The following is a 15,688-nucleotide window of genomic DNA, read 5'->3' on the forward strand; positions in this document are numbered from 1 at the left end:
GTTTTGGCCGGCGCCATCAAGGCGCCGGCCGACATCGTCAGCAACCTTTAGTGCCGGCGGCGTCCTTCTTGACCTGGCCCGGTGCGCAGCCTTTCTTGCCTTTGTTGTCGTGCGAAGAGCCTGCGGCACTGCTGCCGGTGCCGACAGTACTGCCGGTCTTGTCTCCATCCGCCGACGATGCGCCGGTTCCGACACTCGAAGCGGAATTGGCATCGCCCGAACCTGCGGCGCTACCGCCGGTTCCCACGCTGCTGCTGGACGTGCCGCCGCCGGCCGATGAACCGCCGGTGCCGAGCGTCGAAGCAGAGCCCGAGCCGGACCCCGAACCAGCAGCGCTACCGCCGGTGCCGACGGAACTGCTTGATGTGCCGCCGCCAGCCGACGAGCCGCCAGTGCCGAGGGTCGAGGACGAGCCGGAATTGCAGTTGGTCGTGCCGGCCGGGCAGGTGCCCCCGGCAGAGCTGCCACCAGTACCGACGGTGCTGCTCGCAGTTCCGCCGCCTGCCGACGAACCGCCGGTTCCGACCGTGCTTGACGATTGGGCGTAGCCGGACGCCGCCGTGCCGGCCAGAAGGGCCGCTGCCAATGCCAGATGTGTTACCTTCATCATAGGATATTCCTCCGTTTGTTCTTGAAGCGCTTTCGCATCCGGAGTGGATGGATAGCTCCATGGCAAACTTCGGTTAAACCTCACTGTTCCTCTCTTAAGCCCTCGGTCGGATAAAACCCCGACTTTGGTCTGATCCCGATCGCGATCGGCTGGCGGCGAAGAAATTAGCAATGCTGTTCTGCAGCGGCGCGACACGAGCAGCGTTGCCGGTCCAAGGGCTTGATCCTACTATGGGCGACAAGAGGAGAGGGACCATGAGGCTGTCAGCTCTTTTTCGATCAGCGGCGGCCGCAGCGCTGCTATTTGCATTCACGTCCGCCGATGCCACCGCGAAGGGCGGCAAGCACCACAATCACAAGAGCTGTGCGCAGCTGCAGGCGATGATGGATCATGGTTTGACCGGCGGAAAACATGCCGGCGACGGGCCTGAAAGGAAGGCAAAGATCGAAAAGAAGATGCGAAAGAAAGGCTGCTAGCTTGATGGCTTCGCGCGCCAGCAAAGGACGCCCGATGGGACCGCGCTCGTGCCGAATGCGAGCGTGGCTCGACCGGAGCGGGCGCTGAGGGGCGGCAACTCAAGCGAGGCGAGTGGGAAATCGATGAAATTCGGTTGATCGGCAACCAGCAACATTGCCAGGGCTACCTTTGGCGCTCCGGGAAGATGAAACCACCGCCGCCGTGGGAGGGACGCGGCATGCCCGAAAGTGAACGAAGAGGAAGACTGTATGACGATCGAGGATATCATCGAAACCCTGGAAAGGACGGATATGCCCGACGGCCGGCCGGCCGAGCCGAAGGATTTCGACGGCCCTCGCGACTACCTGCCGAGCAGCATCAGGTCTGAGCACAGCTTCCTGATGGCGCGGCCGTTCACCCATGACGTGAATCACGCCATCGATCTATGCCGGGAAATTCGGCCGGATGCGATCTGGCACCTCGCCCGCGCCCGACAGACGCCGGATGATCCGCTTTACGGTGCTCAACTGCGTGAAACGGCGGAAGGCCAAAGCGTCCTGGGTGAAGCCGAGAGCAATCACGCGGCGTTGGCGCTGACGCTGGCGGCGCTGCGGGCGCATGTGCGGCAGGAAGGTGAAAAGACCGCAAGGGCATAATGGAGCACCGTCCGCAACTTCGTGGCAGGTTTTTGCAGATCTGCAGCCAGTCTATCCAGCCGGAAAAAGCAATAGAAATTGCCGCTCGCCTTCCGGGGTAAAGAGGATCGAGCGGCTTTCCGTCGTTCGCCGCGCCCAGCCCCTGTCGAGGAAACTTGCAAGCAGGGCCTTGCCGAGACTGCCGGCCAGATGGGCGCGCCTTTCGCTCCAGTCCAGGCAGGAGCGGCAGAGCGGACGCCGCGAGGATCTGAGGCCGCCGATGTCAATGCCGATGCGGGCGAGATCGCTCGCGCCCTTATCAGTCAGCGCAAGGCCCTCTCCGACCGCCTCGATCGCGCCTGAGGCAATCAGGCTGTCGAGCATGCGCACGCCGTAATCGCCGGCGAGATGATCGTAGCAGATGCGCGCCTTGCGCAGCGCCGGCTCCTTCGGACCGGGCCGGTGGCGCAGATGTCCGCGGCCGGCGGCAAAGCCCATCATGCTTTCGATCAGCCGGGCGACAGCCTCGTCGGCCAGCGTGAAATAGCGGTGGCGCCCCTGCTTGCGCTGGGCGATCAGGCCGCCGGCTTCGAGCTTGGCGAGATGGGTGCTTGCCGTCTGCACGGTGATGCCGCCGACGCCGGCAAGCTCGGTCGCCGTCAGCGCCCGCCCGCCGGTCAGCGCCGCAAGCATGTTGGCGCGAGCGGGATCACCGATGAGCGCGCCGATGTGGGCAATGTCTGGTCCTTCCTTCATACTTCGATCGTAACCGAAGCATCGTCGTCCGGCAATGTGCGAAAACGGGAAGCACAAAGGAGAACCCGATGATCACCTGCTTTATCCGTTATGAGATCGACCCCTTCAGGAAGGAAGCCTTTGCCGAATATGCCGAGAATTGGGGCCAGGCGATTCCTCGCAACGGCGCCGATCTGATCGGCTATTTCGCCCCGCATGAGGGCTCGGCGACGACGGCCTTCGGCGTCTACAACATCGAAAGCCTCGCCGCTTACGAAGCCTATCGCGCCAGGCTGGCCGCCGACCCACTCGGCCGCGAGAATTACGAATTTGCCAGACGCGAACGCTTCATCCTCAAGGAGGACCGCATCTTCCTGAAAAACGTCTCCGCTCCCCACGCCAAGCTGGAGCTGCCATGATCGCCGTCATCTTCGAAGTCGTGCCCTATATGGGCGAACGCCACAAATATCTCGATCTCGCCGGCGAGCTGCGCGCCGAGCTCGAAACCATCGACGGCTTCATCTCGATCGAACGGTTCGAAAGCCTCACCAATCGCGGCAAGCTGCTGTCACTGTCCTTCTTCCGCGACGAGGCGGCGGTCAAGGAATGGCGCAATCGCGAGGGCCACCGGGCCGCCCAGCAGGCCGGCCGCGGCGGCGTCTTCGCCGATTACCGCCTGCGGATCGCCAGTGTCGTGCGTGATTACGGCATGTTCGAACGCGACGAGGCGCCGGCCGACAGCCGCAAAGTCCATGATGCGGCATGATGCAGAGCCGCTCCGGCGGGCCACCGGCGCCCTGAAAGTTGCTTATCTATGGCCTCTTGGCAGTCACGCAACTGGCGCGCGCGTGACAGCAAATTATATCCGTCAGATGATGAAGAGAATGCTATCTACGGTCTTCATCTGAAACCAGACCGGAAACCGAACTGTGTGGACTTCAAGGATCGTTAAATTTGCCTGGACGGCTATATTTTCCTTTATCTTCATTGTCTTGGCATTTTACGTCATCTCGATGATTGTCACGTTTATCCAATATCCTGATCGCGTTGGAGTTACATTCCCGGAGCGAGCAATCTCAGATGCTGCTGGTTTGATCAACGGCAATCCAAGTGAAATTGACGGTGAGTGTAGCGAAAATGGTAGTTATTTTGAGAAGAAAGTTAGTTGCGAGATGAGAAGAACTAAAGGTAATAAAATAACGGATACTATATCATTGGAATATGAACTGATGTTTGACTCGATGCTGAGTTTTTCTGATGTGAGGGAAAATCTGGAATAAAAAGATGACAGATGCCCTCGGTCCGATGGGACCTGCGCCCGGTTACCCCGGCAGCCACAATAAATTCCCGAATTCGGTCATCGCTTCAGGCTTTGGTAACTAAGTTGGGTAACCATAACGGAGAGTTAAGCGTAAAGCGTATGAGTGAGTATCAGAATGGCGTCAGTTTTTCCGCTTGCCGACCTCAAGGCTTCCGTCAAGGCGGACTCCTGGGTTGACACGATCATCAAGGGCGACTGCGTGAGCGCCCTTGAAGCCTTGCCCAACCACTCCGTTGATGTGATCTTCGCCGACCCTCCGTATAATCTTCAGCTCGGCGGAACGCTGCACCGTCCCGACCAGTCGCTGGTCGATGCGGTCGACGACGAATGGGATCAGTTCGCCTCCTTCGAAGCCTATGACGCCTTCACCCGCGCCTGGCTGCTCGCCTGCCGCCGGGTGCTGAAGCCGACAGGTTCGATCTGGGTGATCGGCTCCTACCACAATATTTTCCGCGTCGGCGCCACGTTGCAGGATCTGAATTTCTGGATCTTGAACGACATCATCTGGCGCAAGACCAATCCGATGCCGAATTTCAAGGGCCGCCGTTTTCAGAACGCCCATGAGACGATGATCTGGGCAAGCCCGAATGCCAAGGCCAAGGGCTACACCTTCAATTACGATGCGATGAAGGCGGCCAATGACGACGTGCAGATGCGCTCGGACTGGCTCTTCCCGATCTGCAATGGCAATGAGAGGCTGAAGGGCGAGGATGGCAAGAAGGTGCATCCGACGCAGAAGCCGGAGGCGCTGCTTGCCCGCGTCATCATGGCTTCGACGAAGCCCGGCGATATCGTGCTCGATCCCTTCTTCGGTTCGGGAACGACGGGTGCGGTCGCCAAGCGCCTTGGCCGTCACTTCGTCGGCATCGAGCGGGAGCAGGATTACATCGATGCGGCTTCGGCCCGCATTGCCGCCGTCGAGCCGCTGGGGAAGGCGGAACTGACCGTCATGACCGGCAAGAAGGCCGAAGTGCGCGTTGCCTTCAACGTGCTTGTCGAAAGCGGCCTGATCAAGCCCGGCCAGGTGCTGACCGACGCAAAGCGCCGCTACAGCGCCATCGTTCGCGCCGACGGCACCGTCGCCTCCGGCGGCGAGGCCGGCTCCATTCATCGTCTCGGCGCCAAGGTGCAGGGTCTCGATGCGTGCAACGGATGGACCTTCTGGCATTTCGAAGACGGGCAGTCCCTGCGCCCGATCGACGAGCTCAGGTCCGTCATCCGCAGTGATCTGGCAAAGGTGGATTGAGCAGCGCCTTCGCGGGATCGAAATACCTTCTTCCGGTTTCCTCCAGTTGCGGAAGAAGGCCAAGGCGCCCGGGGTTCCGACCTCGGGCGTCTTCTATTTCAGCGTCCGGATTGCACCGTCAAAACGCCTTGTAATCGGTGACCTCGACGCGCGTGATGCGGCCGTCTTCATTGAAGGTGATCGTCTCCTCGCCCTCGCGCACCAGCGGCTGGCCAGTGCGGCTGTGGGTGGCGCGGAGCGACCAGACGGCGCGGCCGGAGAGGGGCGTCAGGTTTTCCACCAGCGAATTCTCGGCCGTCTGATCGGGATAATCGTCGAAATAGCGCCGGAAGGCGGCCAGGATCTCGGTGCGCCCGGCAAGGCTGCCGACGCCGTTCGAGACATAGGTCGCGTCCTCGGCGAAATAGTCCTCGATTGTGGGAAAATCCAGCGCGTTGATGGCGGCGTGGAAGCGTTCGATTTCTTCTGCCGGGTCGAAGGCCATTGATATCAGACCTTCACGCCGTGGGCGGCGAGATCGCTGCGCAGTTTATCCGCGCCCGAAAACAGCACCGCGTTCCAGCCGAAAGCCTTGGCGCCTTCGACATTGGCCGGCGCGTCGTCGATGAAGATCGTCGCGGCGGGGTCGAGGCCGAAGCTCTTCGTATGCGTCTCGTAGATCGCGATGTCAGGCTTGATGAGGCCGACATCGCCGGAAACGGTGACGCCGCGCGGTTTCGTCAGGAAGGGGAAACGCACCTGCGCCTCGCGAAACGTGTCGGAGGCGAAGTTGGTGAGCATCGTCACGTCGCAGCCCTCCTCGATCAGGCCCTCCATGATCGCGACGCTCTCCTCATAGGCGTGCGGCACCATCTCGTGCCAGTATTTGCGGAAGGCGCGGATATGCTCCTCGCGTGTCGGATGCGCTTTGATCAGCAGCGCTTCGGCCTCCGCCCAGGTACGGCCGCGGTCCTGCTCGACGTTCCAGTCATGGGTGCAGATATTGGCGAAGAACCAGTTGCGCTCGGCCTCGTCGGGAATGAGGCGGGCGAAGGGTAGATTGGGATCGTAATGAATGAGGACTTTGCCGATATCGAAAACGATATGCTTTATTTCGGTGGTCATGTTTATGCCCTGGATGTTTTGAATGCGAGAGGAATAGCCGCTGCGATCGCTTTTTTCATGACTGTCGGCAAGGCCTGCGCTTCAAGATTTGTAACGGGTTCCCACCATCCGTCATCCATGTCAGGCTTTTGGGCAATCGCCGCCCGCCAGATGGCAAGCCTGAGCTCGAAATGGGTGAAGACATGGGTAACAGTGCCGCTGGCCTGCCATCCGGCGGCGAAAGGAGCGGCCGCCGCCGAGGTTTCGCCGTCGAGCCGCGCCGTCCAGGCCGTCGTCGGCACCTCGGTCATGCCTCCGAGCAGGCCGCTTTCACCGCGCCGCCGGAGCAGGATTTCGCCCTCTCTGGTCACCGCGATAAAGGCCGCGCCATGGCGCACCGGCTTTTCCTTCTTCGCCGCCTTGACCGGAAAGAGCTCGGGATCGGACAATTTCAGCGCCTGGCAGGCGTCTCGGAACGGACAGAGTGAACAGGCCGGCCGCTTCGGCGTGCAGATCGTCGCTCCGAGATCCATCATCGCCTGGGCGAAATCGCCCGGCCGGTCCGGCGGCGTCAGCAGCGCCACCTTCTCCTTCATCAGCGGCTTGGCGCCGGGAAGCGGTGTTTCGATCGCATAAAGCCTGGAGATCACCCGCTCGACATTGCCGTCCATGACGGCAGCCTGCCGGTTGAAGGCGATGGCCGCGACGGCCGCTGCCGTATAGTCGCCGATCCCGGGGAGCGATTTCAGATCCTCCTCTGTATCGGGAAAGACGCCGCCATGTTCCCTCGCCACCGCTTCGGCGCATTTCTTCAGATTGCGGGCGCGCGCGTAATAGCCGAGGCCCGCCCAGGCGGCCATCACCTCGTCGTTGTCGGCCGCGGCGAGATCGGTGACGTCAGGCCAGCGCCGGAGAAACTTCTCGAAATAGGGTTTGACCGCCTGCACCGTGGTCTGCTGCAGCATCACTTCGGACAGCCACACCCGGTAGGGATCGGCGCGGACGCCGCGCGCCGCCATGCCGGGCGAAACGCGCCAGGGCAGATCGCGGTGATGGCGGTCGTACCAGTCGAGGAGGGGCTTTGCCGAGGGCGTGTCGAGTGTCGTGGTCGTCATGATTTGCCGCGATGGAGGGAAGGCCCTATACTTGGCGAAGCAATGGCGCGCGATCAAGTCGGCCCTGCCAATTCCCTGTGCGGTTGGTCGGGGCGACCAAGGTTTTCGATGAGTTATCCACGCAAAGATGTGAAGCAGATTTCCGAGCTGGCGAATAGGCTGATCGATCCGGTCCTTGCCCGGCGCGCCGGCATCAACACGGCGCTGCTCGGCTCGTGGAGCGAAATCGCCGGCGAGGATTTTGCCGATTGCACCCGCCCGGAGAAAATCGCCTGGGCCCGCGGCGGCGGCGATGACGGCAGCTTCCGCCCCGGCGTGCTGACGATTGCCTGCGAAGGGGCGCGCGCGCTCTTCCTCACCCATGCCCAGGGCGAACTCATCCAGCGCATCAACAGCTTCTTCGGCTTCGCCGCCATCCACCAGATCCGCATCGTCCAGAAGCCGGTCTCCCAGGCCGTCCACCGCTCCCGCACCCCGCCGCCGCTGAAGGGCGAAGCCGCCCGCAAGCTCAAAGGCATGATGGAGGGGATAGAGGGCGACAAGCTGCGCCAGGCGATTGAGCGACTGGGAACTGCGGTGATGGGCAAGCGGGGACGGTGAATGCGGCGCGTGTTCGATCGGAAAGAAGATGTGACGGATGAAATCATGCGTCGAAAAATCCACGAGGCGATCGAGGATCCGGGTTCGGATATTGATGCCGATGTCGTCTTCGAGCGGCTCGAACGCCGGCATGCCGAACGGATGAAGGCCGACAAAAGTGGCGGTTAAGCTCGCCCTCCGTCACTTCAGTCTCAGGAGATTGCGGGCACCAGCCCCTCATCCGGCTGCCGCCACCTTCTCCCCGTAAACGGGGCGAAGGGATATGCCGCGCCGGCCTCCTCTATCTCGACCTTCCGTTAGGCTCGTCCCCTCTACCCGTTCACGGGGAGAGGGTTAGGGTGAGGGGCAGCTGTCGACAAGAACCGCAAAGTCGTGGCTGATGACTATGAGCGTCCGAATCCATCGTGGTGAAAAGCAAAACCTCCAATCCTGCAATTTTTGGTCTAGTCGTCTTCCCGCGGTCACAATTCTTTGAAGGAAGTTGGCGAACCGTGCCTTGTGGGCGGCCGCAAGCCGTTATATCGCACAGTCACGCCGTCAATCTCATTAGTTATGGGGAACCCATGCAGATGTCCGAAATGCAACTGACGAAACGCCGCCTGCTCAGCGGTATTGCCATCGCCGCAGCTGCCGCCGTGCTTGTCGCCTGCAACGACAGCAAGGACGCTGCCGATGCTTCGTCTTCCGGCAAGACCATGGCCGACGGCACCAATGTCGATACCATCAAGACGGCAGCCACCTCGGCGGGGGACATGCCGCAGTCCGACGGCGATGTCGATATGGCCGAGGTGCTGAAACCCGGCGCGCTGCCGGAAATGGCGCTTGGCAAGGCCGACGCGCCCGTCAAGATCGTCGAATATATGTCGATGACCTGCCCGCATTGCGCCCATTTCCACAACACCACCTTCGACGCCATCAAGCAGAAATATGTCGACACCGGCAAGGTGCAGTTCATCATCCGCGAATTCCCGTTCGATCCGCGTGCGGCGGCCGCCTTCATGCTCGCCCGCTGCAGTTCCTCCAATCCGGAGCAGTTGAGCACGCCGGAACAGTATTTCCCGATGGTTTCGATGCTGTTCAAGCAGCAGCAGGTCTGGGCCGCCGCCGATGACGGCCGCGCGGCACTGCTGCAGATGTCGAAGCTTGCCGGATTTACTGAGGATAGCTTCACGAAATGCTTGACGAACCAGAAGCTTCTGGATGAAGTGAACGCCACGCGGGAAAGGGGATCGAAGGATTTCGGCGTCAACGCCACGCCAACCTTCCTCATCAATGGCAAGCGCTATTCTGGAGACATGCCGGTTGACACCATGTCGAAGCTCATCGACAGCCTCATCTGAACCGGATCGTTCGACCACAACGGGCGACGGCGAAAGCCGTGCGCCCGTTTTTCATTTTCAGCGCAGTTTGCGGGTGTGGCCCCCTCGTCCGCCTGCCGGCACCTTCTCCCCGCTGGGGCGAAGGGGATTTGCCGCAGCGTCTCGATTCCCTCTTCTCCCCAGCGGGGAGAAGGTGCCCGTAGGGCGGATGAGGGGGCTTCCTGCCGTGGATCTTACCGCATGAAGTTCAACAAGCTGCGCCTGGTCGGCTTCAAATCCTTCGTCGAGCCGACGGAATTCATCATCGAGCGGGGGCTGACCGGCGTCGTCGGGCCGAACGGCTGCGGCAAGTCCAACCTCGTCGAGGCGCTGCGCTGGGTGATGGGCGAAAATTCCTACAAGAACATGCGCGCCTCCGGCATGGACGACGTGATTTTTTCCGGTTCCGGCAACCGCCCGGCCCGCAACACGGCCGAAGTGGCGCTCTATCTCGACAATGGCGAGCGCACCGCGCCGGCCGCCTTCAACGACAGCGACGAGATCCAGGTCACCCGCCGCATCGAGCGTGAGCAGGGCTCGCTCTATCGCATCAACGGCAAGGAAAGCCGCGCCAAGGACGTGCAACTGCTGTTTGCCGACGCCTCCACCGGCGCGCGTTCGCCCTCGATGGTCGGCCAGGGCCGCATCGGCGAGCTGATCCAGGCCAAGCCGCAGGCCCGCCGCCAGCTTCTGGAAGAGGCGGCCGGCATTTCGGGCCTGCATTCGCGCCGCCACGAGGCCGAACTGCGGCTGCGCGCCGCTGAAACCAATCTCGAGCGGCTCGACGACGTCACCGCGCAGCTCGAAAGCCAGATCGAGAGCCTGAAGCGCCAGGCCCGCCAGGCCAACCGCTTCAAGACGCTGTCGGCCGATATCCGCGCCCGCGAGGCGATGCTCCTGCATATCCGCTGGGTGCAGGCCAAGGAGGCCGAGGCCGAGGCCGACAGTGCGCTGAACCAGGCGACATCAATCGTCGCCGAAAAGGCGCAAGCGCAGATGGAGGCGGCCAAGCATCAGGGCATTGCCAGCCTGAAGCTGCCGGAGCTGCGCGAGGGCGAGGCGCGCGCCGCCGCCGCCCTGCAGCGCCTGCAGATCGCCAGAAGCCAGCTGGAGGAGGATGCCGGCCGCATCCTGCGCCGCCGCGACGAGCTGACCCGCCGTCTCGCCCAGCTTGCCGAGGATATCCGCCGCGAGGAGCGGCTGGTGGCCGACAATGCCGTCATTCTCGCCAAGCTCGATGCCGAAGAGGCCGAGATATCGGAAATCCTGGCCGATTCCGGCCGTTTTGCCGAGGAGACCCGCAAAGCCTTCGAAGCGGCGGCGGAAAAACTTGCCGACAGCGAACGGACCTTCACGCAGCTGACGGCCGAGCGGGCGGAAGCCGCCGCCGGCCGCAACCAGCTGGAGCGCGCCATTCGCGATCTGGCCGACCGCCGCATGCGCCTTGAGCGCCAGATGGACGAAGCAAATGCGGAATTGTCGGCGATCGGCGAGAAGATATCAGGCCTGCCCGATCCGGATGAAAAACGCGCGATGGTTGAGGCAGGCGAAATCGCGCTTGCCGATGCCGATGCCGCCGTCCAGACGGTCGAACAGGCGCTGGCTGGCGCCCGCCAGACCGAGGCCCTGTCGCGCGCCCCGGTTGATCAGGCCCGCGCCGGCCTGAATGCGCTGGAGACCGAAGCCCGCACCATTTCCCGCATGCTCGCGGCCGGTGCCGCGGCCGGCAAGTTCCCGCCGATTGCCGAGGAGCTGAAGGTCGATCGCGGCTTCGAGACGGCGCTCGGTGCAGCACTCGGCGACGATCTGGAATCGCCGCTCGATGCCGAGGCGCCGGCCCATTGGTCGGAGAATGGGGATGGCGCCGCCGATCCCGCGCTTCCCGAAGGCGCCGTGCCGCTGATCGCTCATATCAGCGCGCCATCAGCTCTCACCCGCCGCCTGCGCCAGATCGGCCTGGTCGCGGAAGCGGAGGCGCGCTCGCTGATGGCGGCGCTGAAGCCCGGCCAGCGGCTGGTGACGAAGGAGGGCGCCGTCTACCGCTGGGACGGCCATGTCACCGGCGCCGACGCCCCGAGTGCTGCCGCGCTGCGCCTTGCCCAGAAGAACCGCCTGGCCGAACTCGAAAGCGAAGCGGCGATCGCCCGTGATGTGCTTGCCGAGGCCGAAGAGCGGCAGGCAGCGGCGGCCGAAGCGATCCGCCTCGAGGAGCGGCGGCTGGCCGAGGCCCGCGACATGAGCCGGCTGTCGGCGCGTCATCTGGCCGAAGCGCGCGAGGCGCTGGCTGCGGCCGAGCGGGCTTCCGGCGATCTCATCCGCCGGCGCGATGTGGTCAGCGAGGCTGCGAGCCAGCTGGGCGCGCAATTGGAAGAGATCGGCGTCCAGGAGGAAAACGCCCGCATCGAGCTGGAGGACGCGCCTGATCTGACCGAGATCGACGAGCGTTTGCGCTTCCAGCAAGCGGAGGTGGCGACCGACCGCGGCACGCTCGCCGAGGCCCGCGCCCGCCATGAAAGCCTGGCGAGGGAGAACGAAGCCCGCCAGCGTCGCATCATGGCGATCGGCCAGGAGCGCGAGACCTGGCGCCAGCGGGCGGCAAGCGGCGAGGATCATGTCGCCACACTGCGCGAGCGCGAGGAAGAGGCGCGCGAAGAGGCGGCCGATCTCGAAATGGCGCCTGACGAATTCGACGACAAGCGTCGCGCCCTGCTCAGCGAATTGCAGAAGGCCGAGGAGGCGCGCCGCAATGCCGGCGATCTTCTGGCCGAAGCCGAACGCATCCAGCGCGATGCCGATCACAAGGCGGCGACCGCGCTTTCCGAGCTTGCCGAATACCGCGAACGCCGCGGCCGCGCCGAGGAGCGCCTGGTTTCGGCCCGCGAGAGACGGCACGAAAGCGAAAGCCGCATCCGCGAAGCGCTGAACGTGCCGCCGCATGAGGCGCTGCGGCTCGCCGGCCTGCAGCCGATGCAGGCGCTGCCTGATCCGCGCGAGGTCGAGCGCGAGCTGGAGCGGCTGAAGATGGAGCGCGAACGGCTCGGCGCCGTCAACCTGCGCGCCGACGAGGAGCAGAAGGAGCTGAGCGAGAAGCTCGAAGCGCTGATCAAGGAGCGCGACGACGTCATCGACGCGATCCGCAAGCTGCGCGGCGCCATCCAGAGCCTGAACCGCGAGGGCCGCGAGCGCCTGGTCGCCGCCTTCGACGTCGTCAATGGCCAGTTCCAGCGGCTGTTCACCCATCTTTTCGGCGGCGGCACCGCAGAGCTGCAGCTGATCGAATCCGACGATCCGCTTGAGGCCGGCCTCGAAATCCTGGCCCGCCCGCCCGGCAAGAAGCCGCAGACGATGACGCTGCTGTCCGGCGGCGAACAGGCCCTGACGGCGATGGCGCTGATCTTCGCCGTCTTCCTCACCAACCCGGCGCCGATCTGCGTGCTCGACGAGGTGGACGCGCCGCTCGACGACCACAATGTCGAACGCTACTGCAACCTGATGGACGAAATGGCGGCTTCCACTGAAACCCGCTTCGTCATCATCACCCATAATCCCATCACCATGGCGCGCATGAACCGCCTCTTCGGCGTCACCATGGCCGAGCAAGGCGTCTCCACCCTCGTCTCCGTCGACCTGCAGACGGCCGAGCGCCTGCGCGAGATTGCCTGAGTTTTGCGAGGAGGCTGTGCTCCCAGGGTCAAGCCCTCGGATCACCAATGAGAGTTGGTGCGGGGCGCCATGAAGCTACGGCCGGCGCAGAGCCGCAAGCTGCGTCGCCGGTGCGTGGTGAGAACGCCAACCACACTCTCCGTCATCCCAGGGCTTGACCCTGGGATCCATGGCCAAACACGCGGACTTCTATTTCTCTGCCGTGGGACGCCTTCGTCGTTCACCCAGTGCCAGCCGCATGGATCCCAGGGTCAAGCCCTGGGATGACGGAGGAGGTGGTGCCCGTCGACGGAGGAGAGGTGGTGCCGGGGCGACGGACGAGAAATGGTACAAACTTGAGGGCGGAGAGGTGGTGCTGAGGCCCATGGGGCGCGCCTGGCGCGATGAAGCTACGGCAGGCGCGGCGGAGCAAGCTGCATCGCCGGTGCGTCTGGCAACAAAACCAACCACACTCTCCGTCATCCCAGGGCTTGACCCTCGGATCCATACCAAGCAGGCGGCTTCTATTTCTCTGCGGTGCAACTCCTTCGCTGTTCACCGACCCGCCATGATCCCTGATCAGTCCGCCGCCGATGCGGCCTGGAAGACCGCGAGCTGCGCGGCGAAGGCGCGCTGATAGGCGGGTCGCGCCTCAGCGCGAGCGACATAGGCGGCAAGGCTGGGGTAATCGTTGAGTATGTTTGACGACTTCAGGCGCAGCAGCACCGACACCATCAGCAAATCGCCGGCGCTGAATGCGCCATCGAGCCAGTCGGCGTCGCCGAGATGGGCCGAAAGGCTGTCCAGCCGTTTGCGGATGCTGCCCTCCAGGGAACGCAGGCGCTTCTCATACCAGGGTTCGTCGCGCTCGAGAATCCTGGCGAGGCTGTGCTCGAAGATCGGCGTCTCCACCGTGTTGAGCGCGGCAAACATCCAGGCGATCGCCCGCGCCCGGCCATTGGCATCTGCAGGCAACAGGCCGCCATGCCGCTCGGCGATATGAAGCACGATCGCGCCGGATTCGAACAGGGTCAGATCGCCTTCCTCATAAGTCGGGATCTGGCCGAAAGGCTGGCGCGCCAGATGCGCCGGCTGCTTCATCGTCTCGAACGTGACGAGGCGAACCTCATAGGGCTGGCCAGCTTCCTCCAGCGCCCAGCGAACCCGCATGTCGCGCGCCAGGCCGCGGCCCCGATCGGGTGAACGTTCAAAGGCGGTGATGGTGATCGTCATCGTTTCCTCCATGGCTCGTTGCATTGAAGACGTGCGGCCAAACGGGAATCCGACATCTTCTATTCGCGATCGACCACGGCGGTCTTGCCGCTGCCGGAAACGCCTTCGATGAGATAGTTCCTGACGCCCATTTCCCTACGGATTCATGGCGAGTCGTCCGTCAGAACAGGCGATCGCCGAAGCACTCTGCCTCCCAGGTCTTGAGAAAATCCGCCTGCCGCGCGATCCAGCCGACATCAGTGCTTCCCCATTCGTTCGCGCGACTGGCATATTCGCCCATGAGCCAGAAGTGGCGGACGATCACGAAGCGGAGAGCGGCTTCGAAATCGTCAGGCGTTATGGGCCGGATGGCGCGATAGCCGTTGATGAAGGCCGTCCACATCGGCGTCAAGCTCCGGCCAAAGGAAACCTTTGCCCAGAGGAAGACCGACAGATCGTAAGCGAGATATCCCGGCCCGCCGTCGTCGAAGTCGAAAAAGACCGCTTCGCCTGCGTCATTGATGCGCGCGTTGAAGCCGTGACAGTCGCCGTGGCATTGGGTCCAGGTCAGATTTCTGAACGCGTCTATCGCCTTTGCGGTGCGCATGGCGATGCTTTCGAGGTCGCGAAGCACATCCGCGTCTTCGACGAGGCCGCTGTCGCGGATACGCGCCTGGGGGCGATGCAGCAGGTGTTCGAGGTCGAGCCGATAGAGCGCTCCCTCGGACGAGAACGTCTGCGCCGCATTGTGCAGCAGGGCAAGCGTCCTGCCGTTCGCCCGGGCATCGCCCGCATCTGCCGCGCCCGGCTCCCGGCCGGAAACTTCCTTGAACAGCACAGCCTCGCGCAGCCCCTCCGGCGCCTGTCCCTGCAGAAAGAAGGAGCCGTCTCGCGTCGACATGGGCGCTGCGACCGGCACGCCTGCCTCGTGGAGATGTCTGAGGAAAGCCGTTTCCGTCCTGACGTCGGCCGGACCGCGGCTGCGGCGATGTGAAAGCCGGAACACATAGCGCTCGCCGATGCTGTCGATGACCAGATAACTGTCGTTGAGACCGCGATTGAGCAGGCGGCAGTCCACAGGTCCGGCGAGGCCGTAATGCCGATCGATGAACCGCCCGATCGTTTCGACCCCGGGGGTGGAATATTGCGGTTCAAAATCGAGCATCTGGACGTCCGGGGTCGGATCTGCGGAGGCCTGACAAGATAATGTATTCTGCGATAGTTGCAACGCTTGATTGTGTCCGGTGTGCCGTCCCCCCAGACGTCGATGGATTCTTTTGTGGCCGGAAAGCACTCGCGGAGCTTGACCGAGCGGTCGTCTGATGGCCGGCACGCGCCGACCAGGACCCTCAACCGAGGCCGGGGGAAGAGCCGACCGCGTGCAATTTTCCCGCATTCGGCGATAAACACCAAAAAAGGTCGGCTGTCTTGCGGTTCCTACTCCATTTGGGTGATGCTCTTTTCTCTGACTTGCATTAGAAGTTGTTTCAACGCAACCTGATGACTTTGCTGAAGAGCGGGGCGGTCAAAGTTGCGGATTTGTCGAATTTGCGATGCGCTTTTCAGGTAGAGGGCAAGGACCTGGAAGCTGTTTGAGCAATCCCTGGAAATGCGAAGCGTCTCTTGAGGAGTTGCGGAAAACAAGGATCAGGGCGGTTCCATGAATCGCCCTGGG

At 63.1% G+C, this 15,688-nt stretch carries 17 protein-coding genes; 10 read left to right on the forward strand and 7 right to left on the reverse strand.

Annotated elements, in window-relative coordinates:
- Positions 1 to 37: 37 nt before the first annotated feature.
- On the reverse strand, positions 38 to 610 hold the full coding sequence (locus NMA58_RS03130) for a hypothetical protein (RefSeq protein ID WP_085777238.1): 573 nt from the start codon (positions 608 to 610) through the stop codon (positions 38 to 40).
- A gap of 254 nt (positions 611 to 864) precedes the next feature.
- Here NMA58_RS03130 and NMA58_RS03135 point away from each other — a divergent pair, with 254 nt between their 5' ends.
- On the forward strand, positions 865 to 1,086 hold the full coding sequence (locus NMA58_RS03135; RefSeq protein WP_434712279.1) for a hypothetical protein: 222 nt from the start codon (positions 865 to 867) through the stop codon (positions 1,084 to 1,086).
- Positions 1,087 to 1,335: 249 nt separating this feature from the next.
- On the forward strand, positions 1,336 to 1,722 hold the full coding sequence (locus NMA58_RS03140; RefSeq protein ID WP_434712280.1) for a hypothetical protein: 387 nt from the start codon (positions 1,336 to 1,338) through the stop codon (positions 1,720 to 1,722).
- Positions 1,723 to 1,773: 51 nt separating this feature from the next.
- Here NMA58_RS03140 and NMA58_RS03145 read toward each other — a convergent pair whose 3' ends face one another.
- A complete protein-coding gene (locus tag NMA58_RS03145) occupies positions 1,774 to 2,457 on the reverse strand; it encodes an ArsR/SmtB family transcription factor (protein ID WP_434712282.1) in 684 nt (227 codons plus the stop codon).
- Positions 2,458 to 2,525: 68 nt separating this feature from the next.
- Here NMA58_RS03145 and NMA58_RS03150 point away from each other — a divergent pair, with 68 nt between their 5' ends.
- The 4 genes from NMA58_RS03150 to NMA58_RS03165 all read left to right on the forward strand — a co-directional run bounded on the left by NMA58_RS03150 (position 2,526) and on the right by NMA58_RS03165 (position 5,003).
- Positions 2,526 to 2,855 (forward strand): NIPSNAP family protein, encoded by a 330-nt coding sequence (locus NMA58_RS03150; RefSeq protein WP_434712284.1) that lies wholly within the window; start codon positions 2,526 to 2,528, stop codon positions 2,853 to 2,855.
- Positions 2,852 to 3,202 (forward strand): antibiotic biosynthesis monooxygenase family protein, encoded by a 351-nt coding sequence (locus NMA58_RS03155; protein ID WP_434712286.1) that lies wholly within the window; start codon positions 2,852 to 2,854, stop codon positions 3,200 to 3,202. The genes NMA58_RS03150 and NMA58_RS03155 overlap by 4 nt, the downstream gene beginning before the upstream one ends.
- Positions 3,203 to 3,449: 247 nt before the next feature.
- Positions 3,450 to 3,716 carry a hypothetical protein gene (locus NMA58_RS03160; protein ID WP_434712288.1) on the forward strand — a complete coding sequence of 89 codons (267 nt, stop codon included), beginning with the start codon at positions 3,450 to 3,452 and terminating at the stop codon, positions 3,714 to 3,716.
- A 156-nt stretch (positions 3,717 to 3,872) separates the two neighbouring features.
- Positions 3,873 to 5,003, forward strand: coding sequence for a site-specific DNA-methyltransferase (locus tag NMA58_RS03165; protein WP_434712289.1), 1,131 nt, complete (start codon positions 3,873 to 3,875; stop codon positions 5,001 to 5,003).
- 118 nt (positions 5,004 to 5,121) lie between these two features.
- Here the strand turns inward: NMA58_RS03165 and NMA58_RS03170 are convergent, their stop codons facing one another.
- From NMA58_RS03170 to mutY, 3 genes are read right to left on the reverse strand one after another with little or no spacing between them, the layout of a single operon-like run.
- Complete coding sequence (locus NMA58_RS03170) at positions 5,122 to 5,487, reverse strand: nuclear transport factor 2 family protein (RefSeq protein WP_434712291.1); 366 nt, start codon at positions 5,485 to 5,487, stop codon at positions 5,122 to 5,124.
- Positions 5,488 to 5,492: 5 nt separating this feature from the next.
- The gene (locus NMA58_RS03175; protein ID WP_434712293.1) at positions 5,493 to 6,107 is read right to left on the reverse strand and encodes an HAD family hydrolase; all 615 of its coding nucleotides are present in this window, start codon (positions 6,105 to 6,107) and stop codon (positions 5,493 to 5,495) included.
- A gap of 2 nt (positions 6,108 to 6,109) precedes the next feature.
- A complete protein-coding gene (mutY, locus tag NMA58_RS03180; RefSeq protein ID WP_434712294.1) occupies positions 6,110 to 7,201 on the reverse strand; it encodes an A/G-specific adenine glycosylase in 1,092 nt (363 codons plus the stop codon).
- 108 nt (positions 7,202 to 7,309) lie between these two features.
- On the opposite strand from mutY, the gene NMA58_RS03185 reads away from it, so the two are divergent.
- From NMA58_RS03185 to NMA58_RS03200, 4 genes are all read left to right on the forward strand, one after another.
- Positions 7,310 to 7,801, forward strand: a complete 492-nt coding sequence (locus tag NMA58_RS03185; RefSeq protein ID WP_434712295.1) for a DUF721 domain-containing protein — start codon at positions 7,310 to 7,312, stop codon at positions 7,799 to 7,801.
- A gap of 45 nt (positions 7,802 to 7,846) precedes the next feature.
- A complete protein-coding gene (locus NMA58_RS03190) occupies positions 7,847 to 7,969 on the forward strand; it encodes a hypothetical protein (protein WP_434712297.1) in 123 nt (40 codons plus the stop codon).
- A gap of 401 nt (positions 7,970 to 8,370) precedes the next feature.
- Positions 8,371 to 9,141: a DsbA family protein gene (locus NMA58_RS03195; RefSeq protein WP_434713492.1), complete on the forward strand. Its 771-nt coding sequence runs from the start codon at positions 8,371 to 8,373 to the stop codon at positions 9,139 to 9,141.
- A 219-nt stretch (positions 9,142 to 9,360) separates the two neighbouring features.
- Positions 9,361 to 12,822, forward strand: coding sequence for a chromosome segregation SMC family protein (locus NMA58_RS03200; RefSeq protein WP_434712298.1), 3,462 nt, complete (start codon positions 9,361 to 9,363; stop codon positions 12,820 to 12,822).
- 558 nt (positions 12,823 to 13,380) lie between these two features.
- Here NMA58_RS03200 and NMA58_RS03205 read toward each other — a convergent pair.
- Positions 13,381 to 14,034: a glutathione S-transferase family protein gene (locus NMA58_RS03205; protein WP_434712300.1), complete on the reverse strand. Its 654-nt coding sequence runs from the start codon at positions 14,032 to 14,034 to the stop codon at positions 13,381 to 13,383.
- A gap of 160 nt (positions 14,035 to 14,194) precedes the next feature.
- Positions 14,195 to 15,178, reverse strand: a complete 984-nt coding sequence (locus tag NMA58_RS03210; protein WP_434712301.1) for a phosphotransferase enzyme family protein — start codon at positions 15,176 to 15,178, stop codon at positions 14,195 to 14,197.
- Between the last annotated feature and the right edge of the window lie 510 nt (positions 15,179 to 15,688).

Origin of the sequence: Rhizobium sp. YTUHZ045, from assembly GCF_051124255.1 — a bacterium.
Lineage (GTDB): Bacteria > Pseudomonadota > Alphaproteobacteria > Rhizobiales > Rhizobiaceae > Rhizobium.

Bases quoted from the DNA above. Each gene is read 5' to 3' on its own strand.
- NMA58_RS03130 (WP_085777238.1), bottom strand. From the start codon at position 610: ATGATGAAGGTAACACATCTGGCATTGGCAGCGGCCCTTCTGGCCGGC.
- NMA58_RS03155 (WP_434712286.1), top strand. From the start codon at position 2,852: ATGATCGCCGTCATCTTCGAAGTCGTGCCCTATATGGGCGAACGCCAC.
- NMA58_RS03145 (WP_434712282.1), bottom strand. From the start codon at position 2,457: ATGAAGGAAGGACCAGACATTGCCCACATCGGCGCGCTCATCGGTGAT.
- NMA58_RS03160 (WP_434712288.1), top strand. From the start codon at position 3,450: ATGATTGTCACGTTTATCCAATATCCTGATCGCGTTGGAGTTACATTC.
- NMA58_RS03175 (WP_434712293.1), bottom strand. From the start codon at position 6,107: ATGACCACCGAAATAAAGCATATCGTTTTCGATATCGGCAAAGTCCTC.
- NMA58_RS03210 (WP_434712301.1), bottom strand. From the start codon at position 15,178: ATGCTCGATTTTGAACCGCAATATTCCACCCCCGGGGTCGAAACGATC.
- NMA58_RS03205 (WP_434712300.1), bottom strand. From the start codon at position 14,034: ATGACGATCACCATCACCGCCTTTGAACGTTCACCCGATCGGGGCCGC.
- NMA58_RS03170 (WP_434712291.1), bottom strand. From the start codon at position 5,487: ATGGCCTTCGACCCGGCAGAAGAAATCGAACGCTTCCACGCCGCCATC.
- NMA58_RS03195 (WP_434713492.1), top strand. From the start codon at position 8,371: ATGTCCGAAATGCAACTGACGAAACGCCGCCTGCTCAGCGGTATTGCC.
- NMA58_RS03140 (WP_434712280.1), top strand. From the start codon at position 1,336: ATGACGATCGAGGATATCATCGAAACCCTGGAAAGGACGGATATGCCC.
- mutY (WP_434712294.1), bottom strand. From the start codon at position 7,201: ATGACGACCACGACACTCGACACGCCCTCGGCAAAGCCCCTCCTCGAC.
- NMA58_RS03165 (WP_434712289.1), top strand. From the start codon at position 3,873: ATGGCGTCAGTTTTTCCGCTTGCCGACCTCAAGGCTTCCGTCAAGGCG.
- NMA58_RS03190 (WP_434712297.1), top strand. From the start codon at position 7,847: ATGCGTCGAAAAATCCACGAGGCGATCGAGGATCCGGGTTCGGATATT.
- NMA58_RS03150 (WP_434712284.1), top strand. From the start codon at position 2,526: ATGATCACCTGCTTTATCCGTTATGAGATCGACCCCTTCAGGAAGGAA.
- NMA58_RS03135 (WP_434712279.1), top strand. From the start codon at position 865: ATGAGGCTGTCAGCTCTTTTTCGATCAGCGGCGGCCGCAGCGCTGCTA.
- NMA58_RS03185 (WP_434712295.1), top strand. From the start codon at position 7,310: ATGAGTTATCCACGCAAAGATGTGAAGCAGATTTCCGAGCTGGCGAAT.
- NMA58_RS03200 (WP_434712298.1), top strand. From the start codon at position 9,361: ATGAAGTTCAACAAGCTGCGCCTGGTCGGCTTCAAATCCTTCGTCGAG.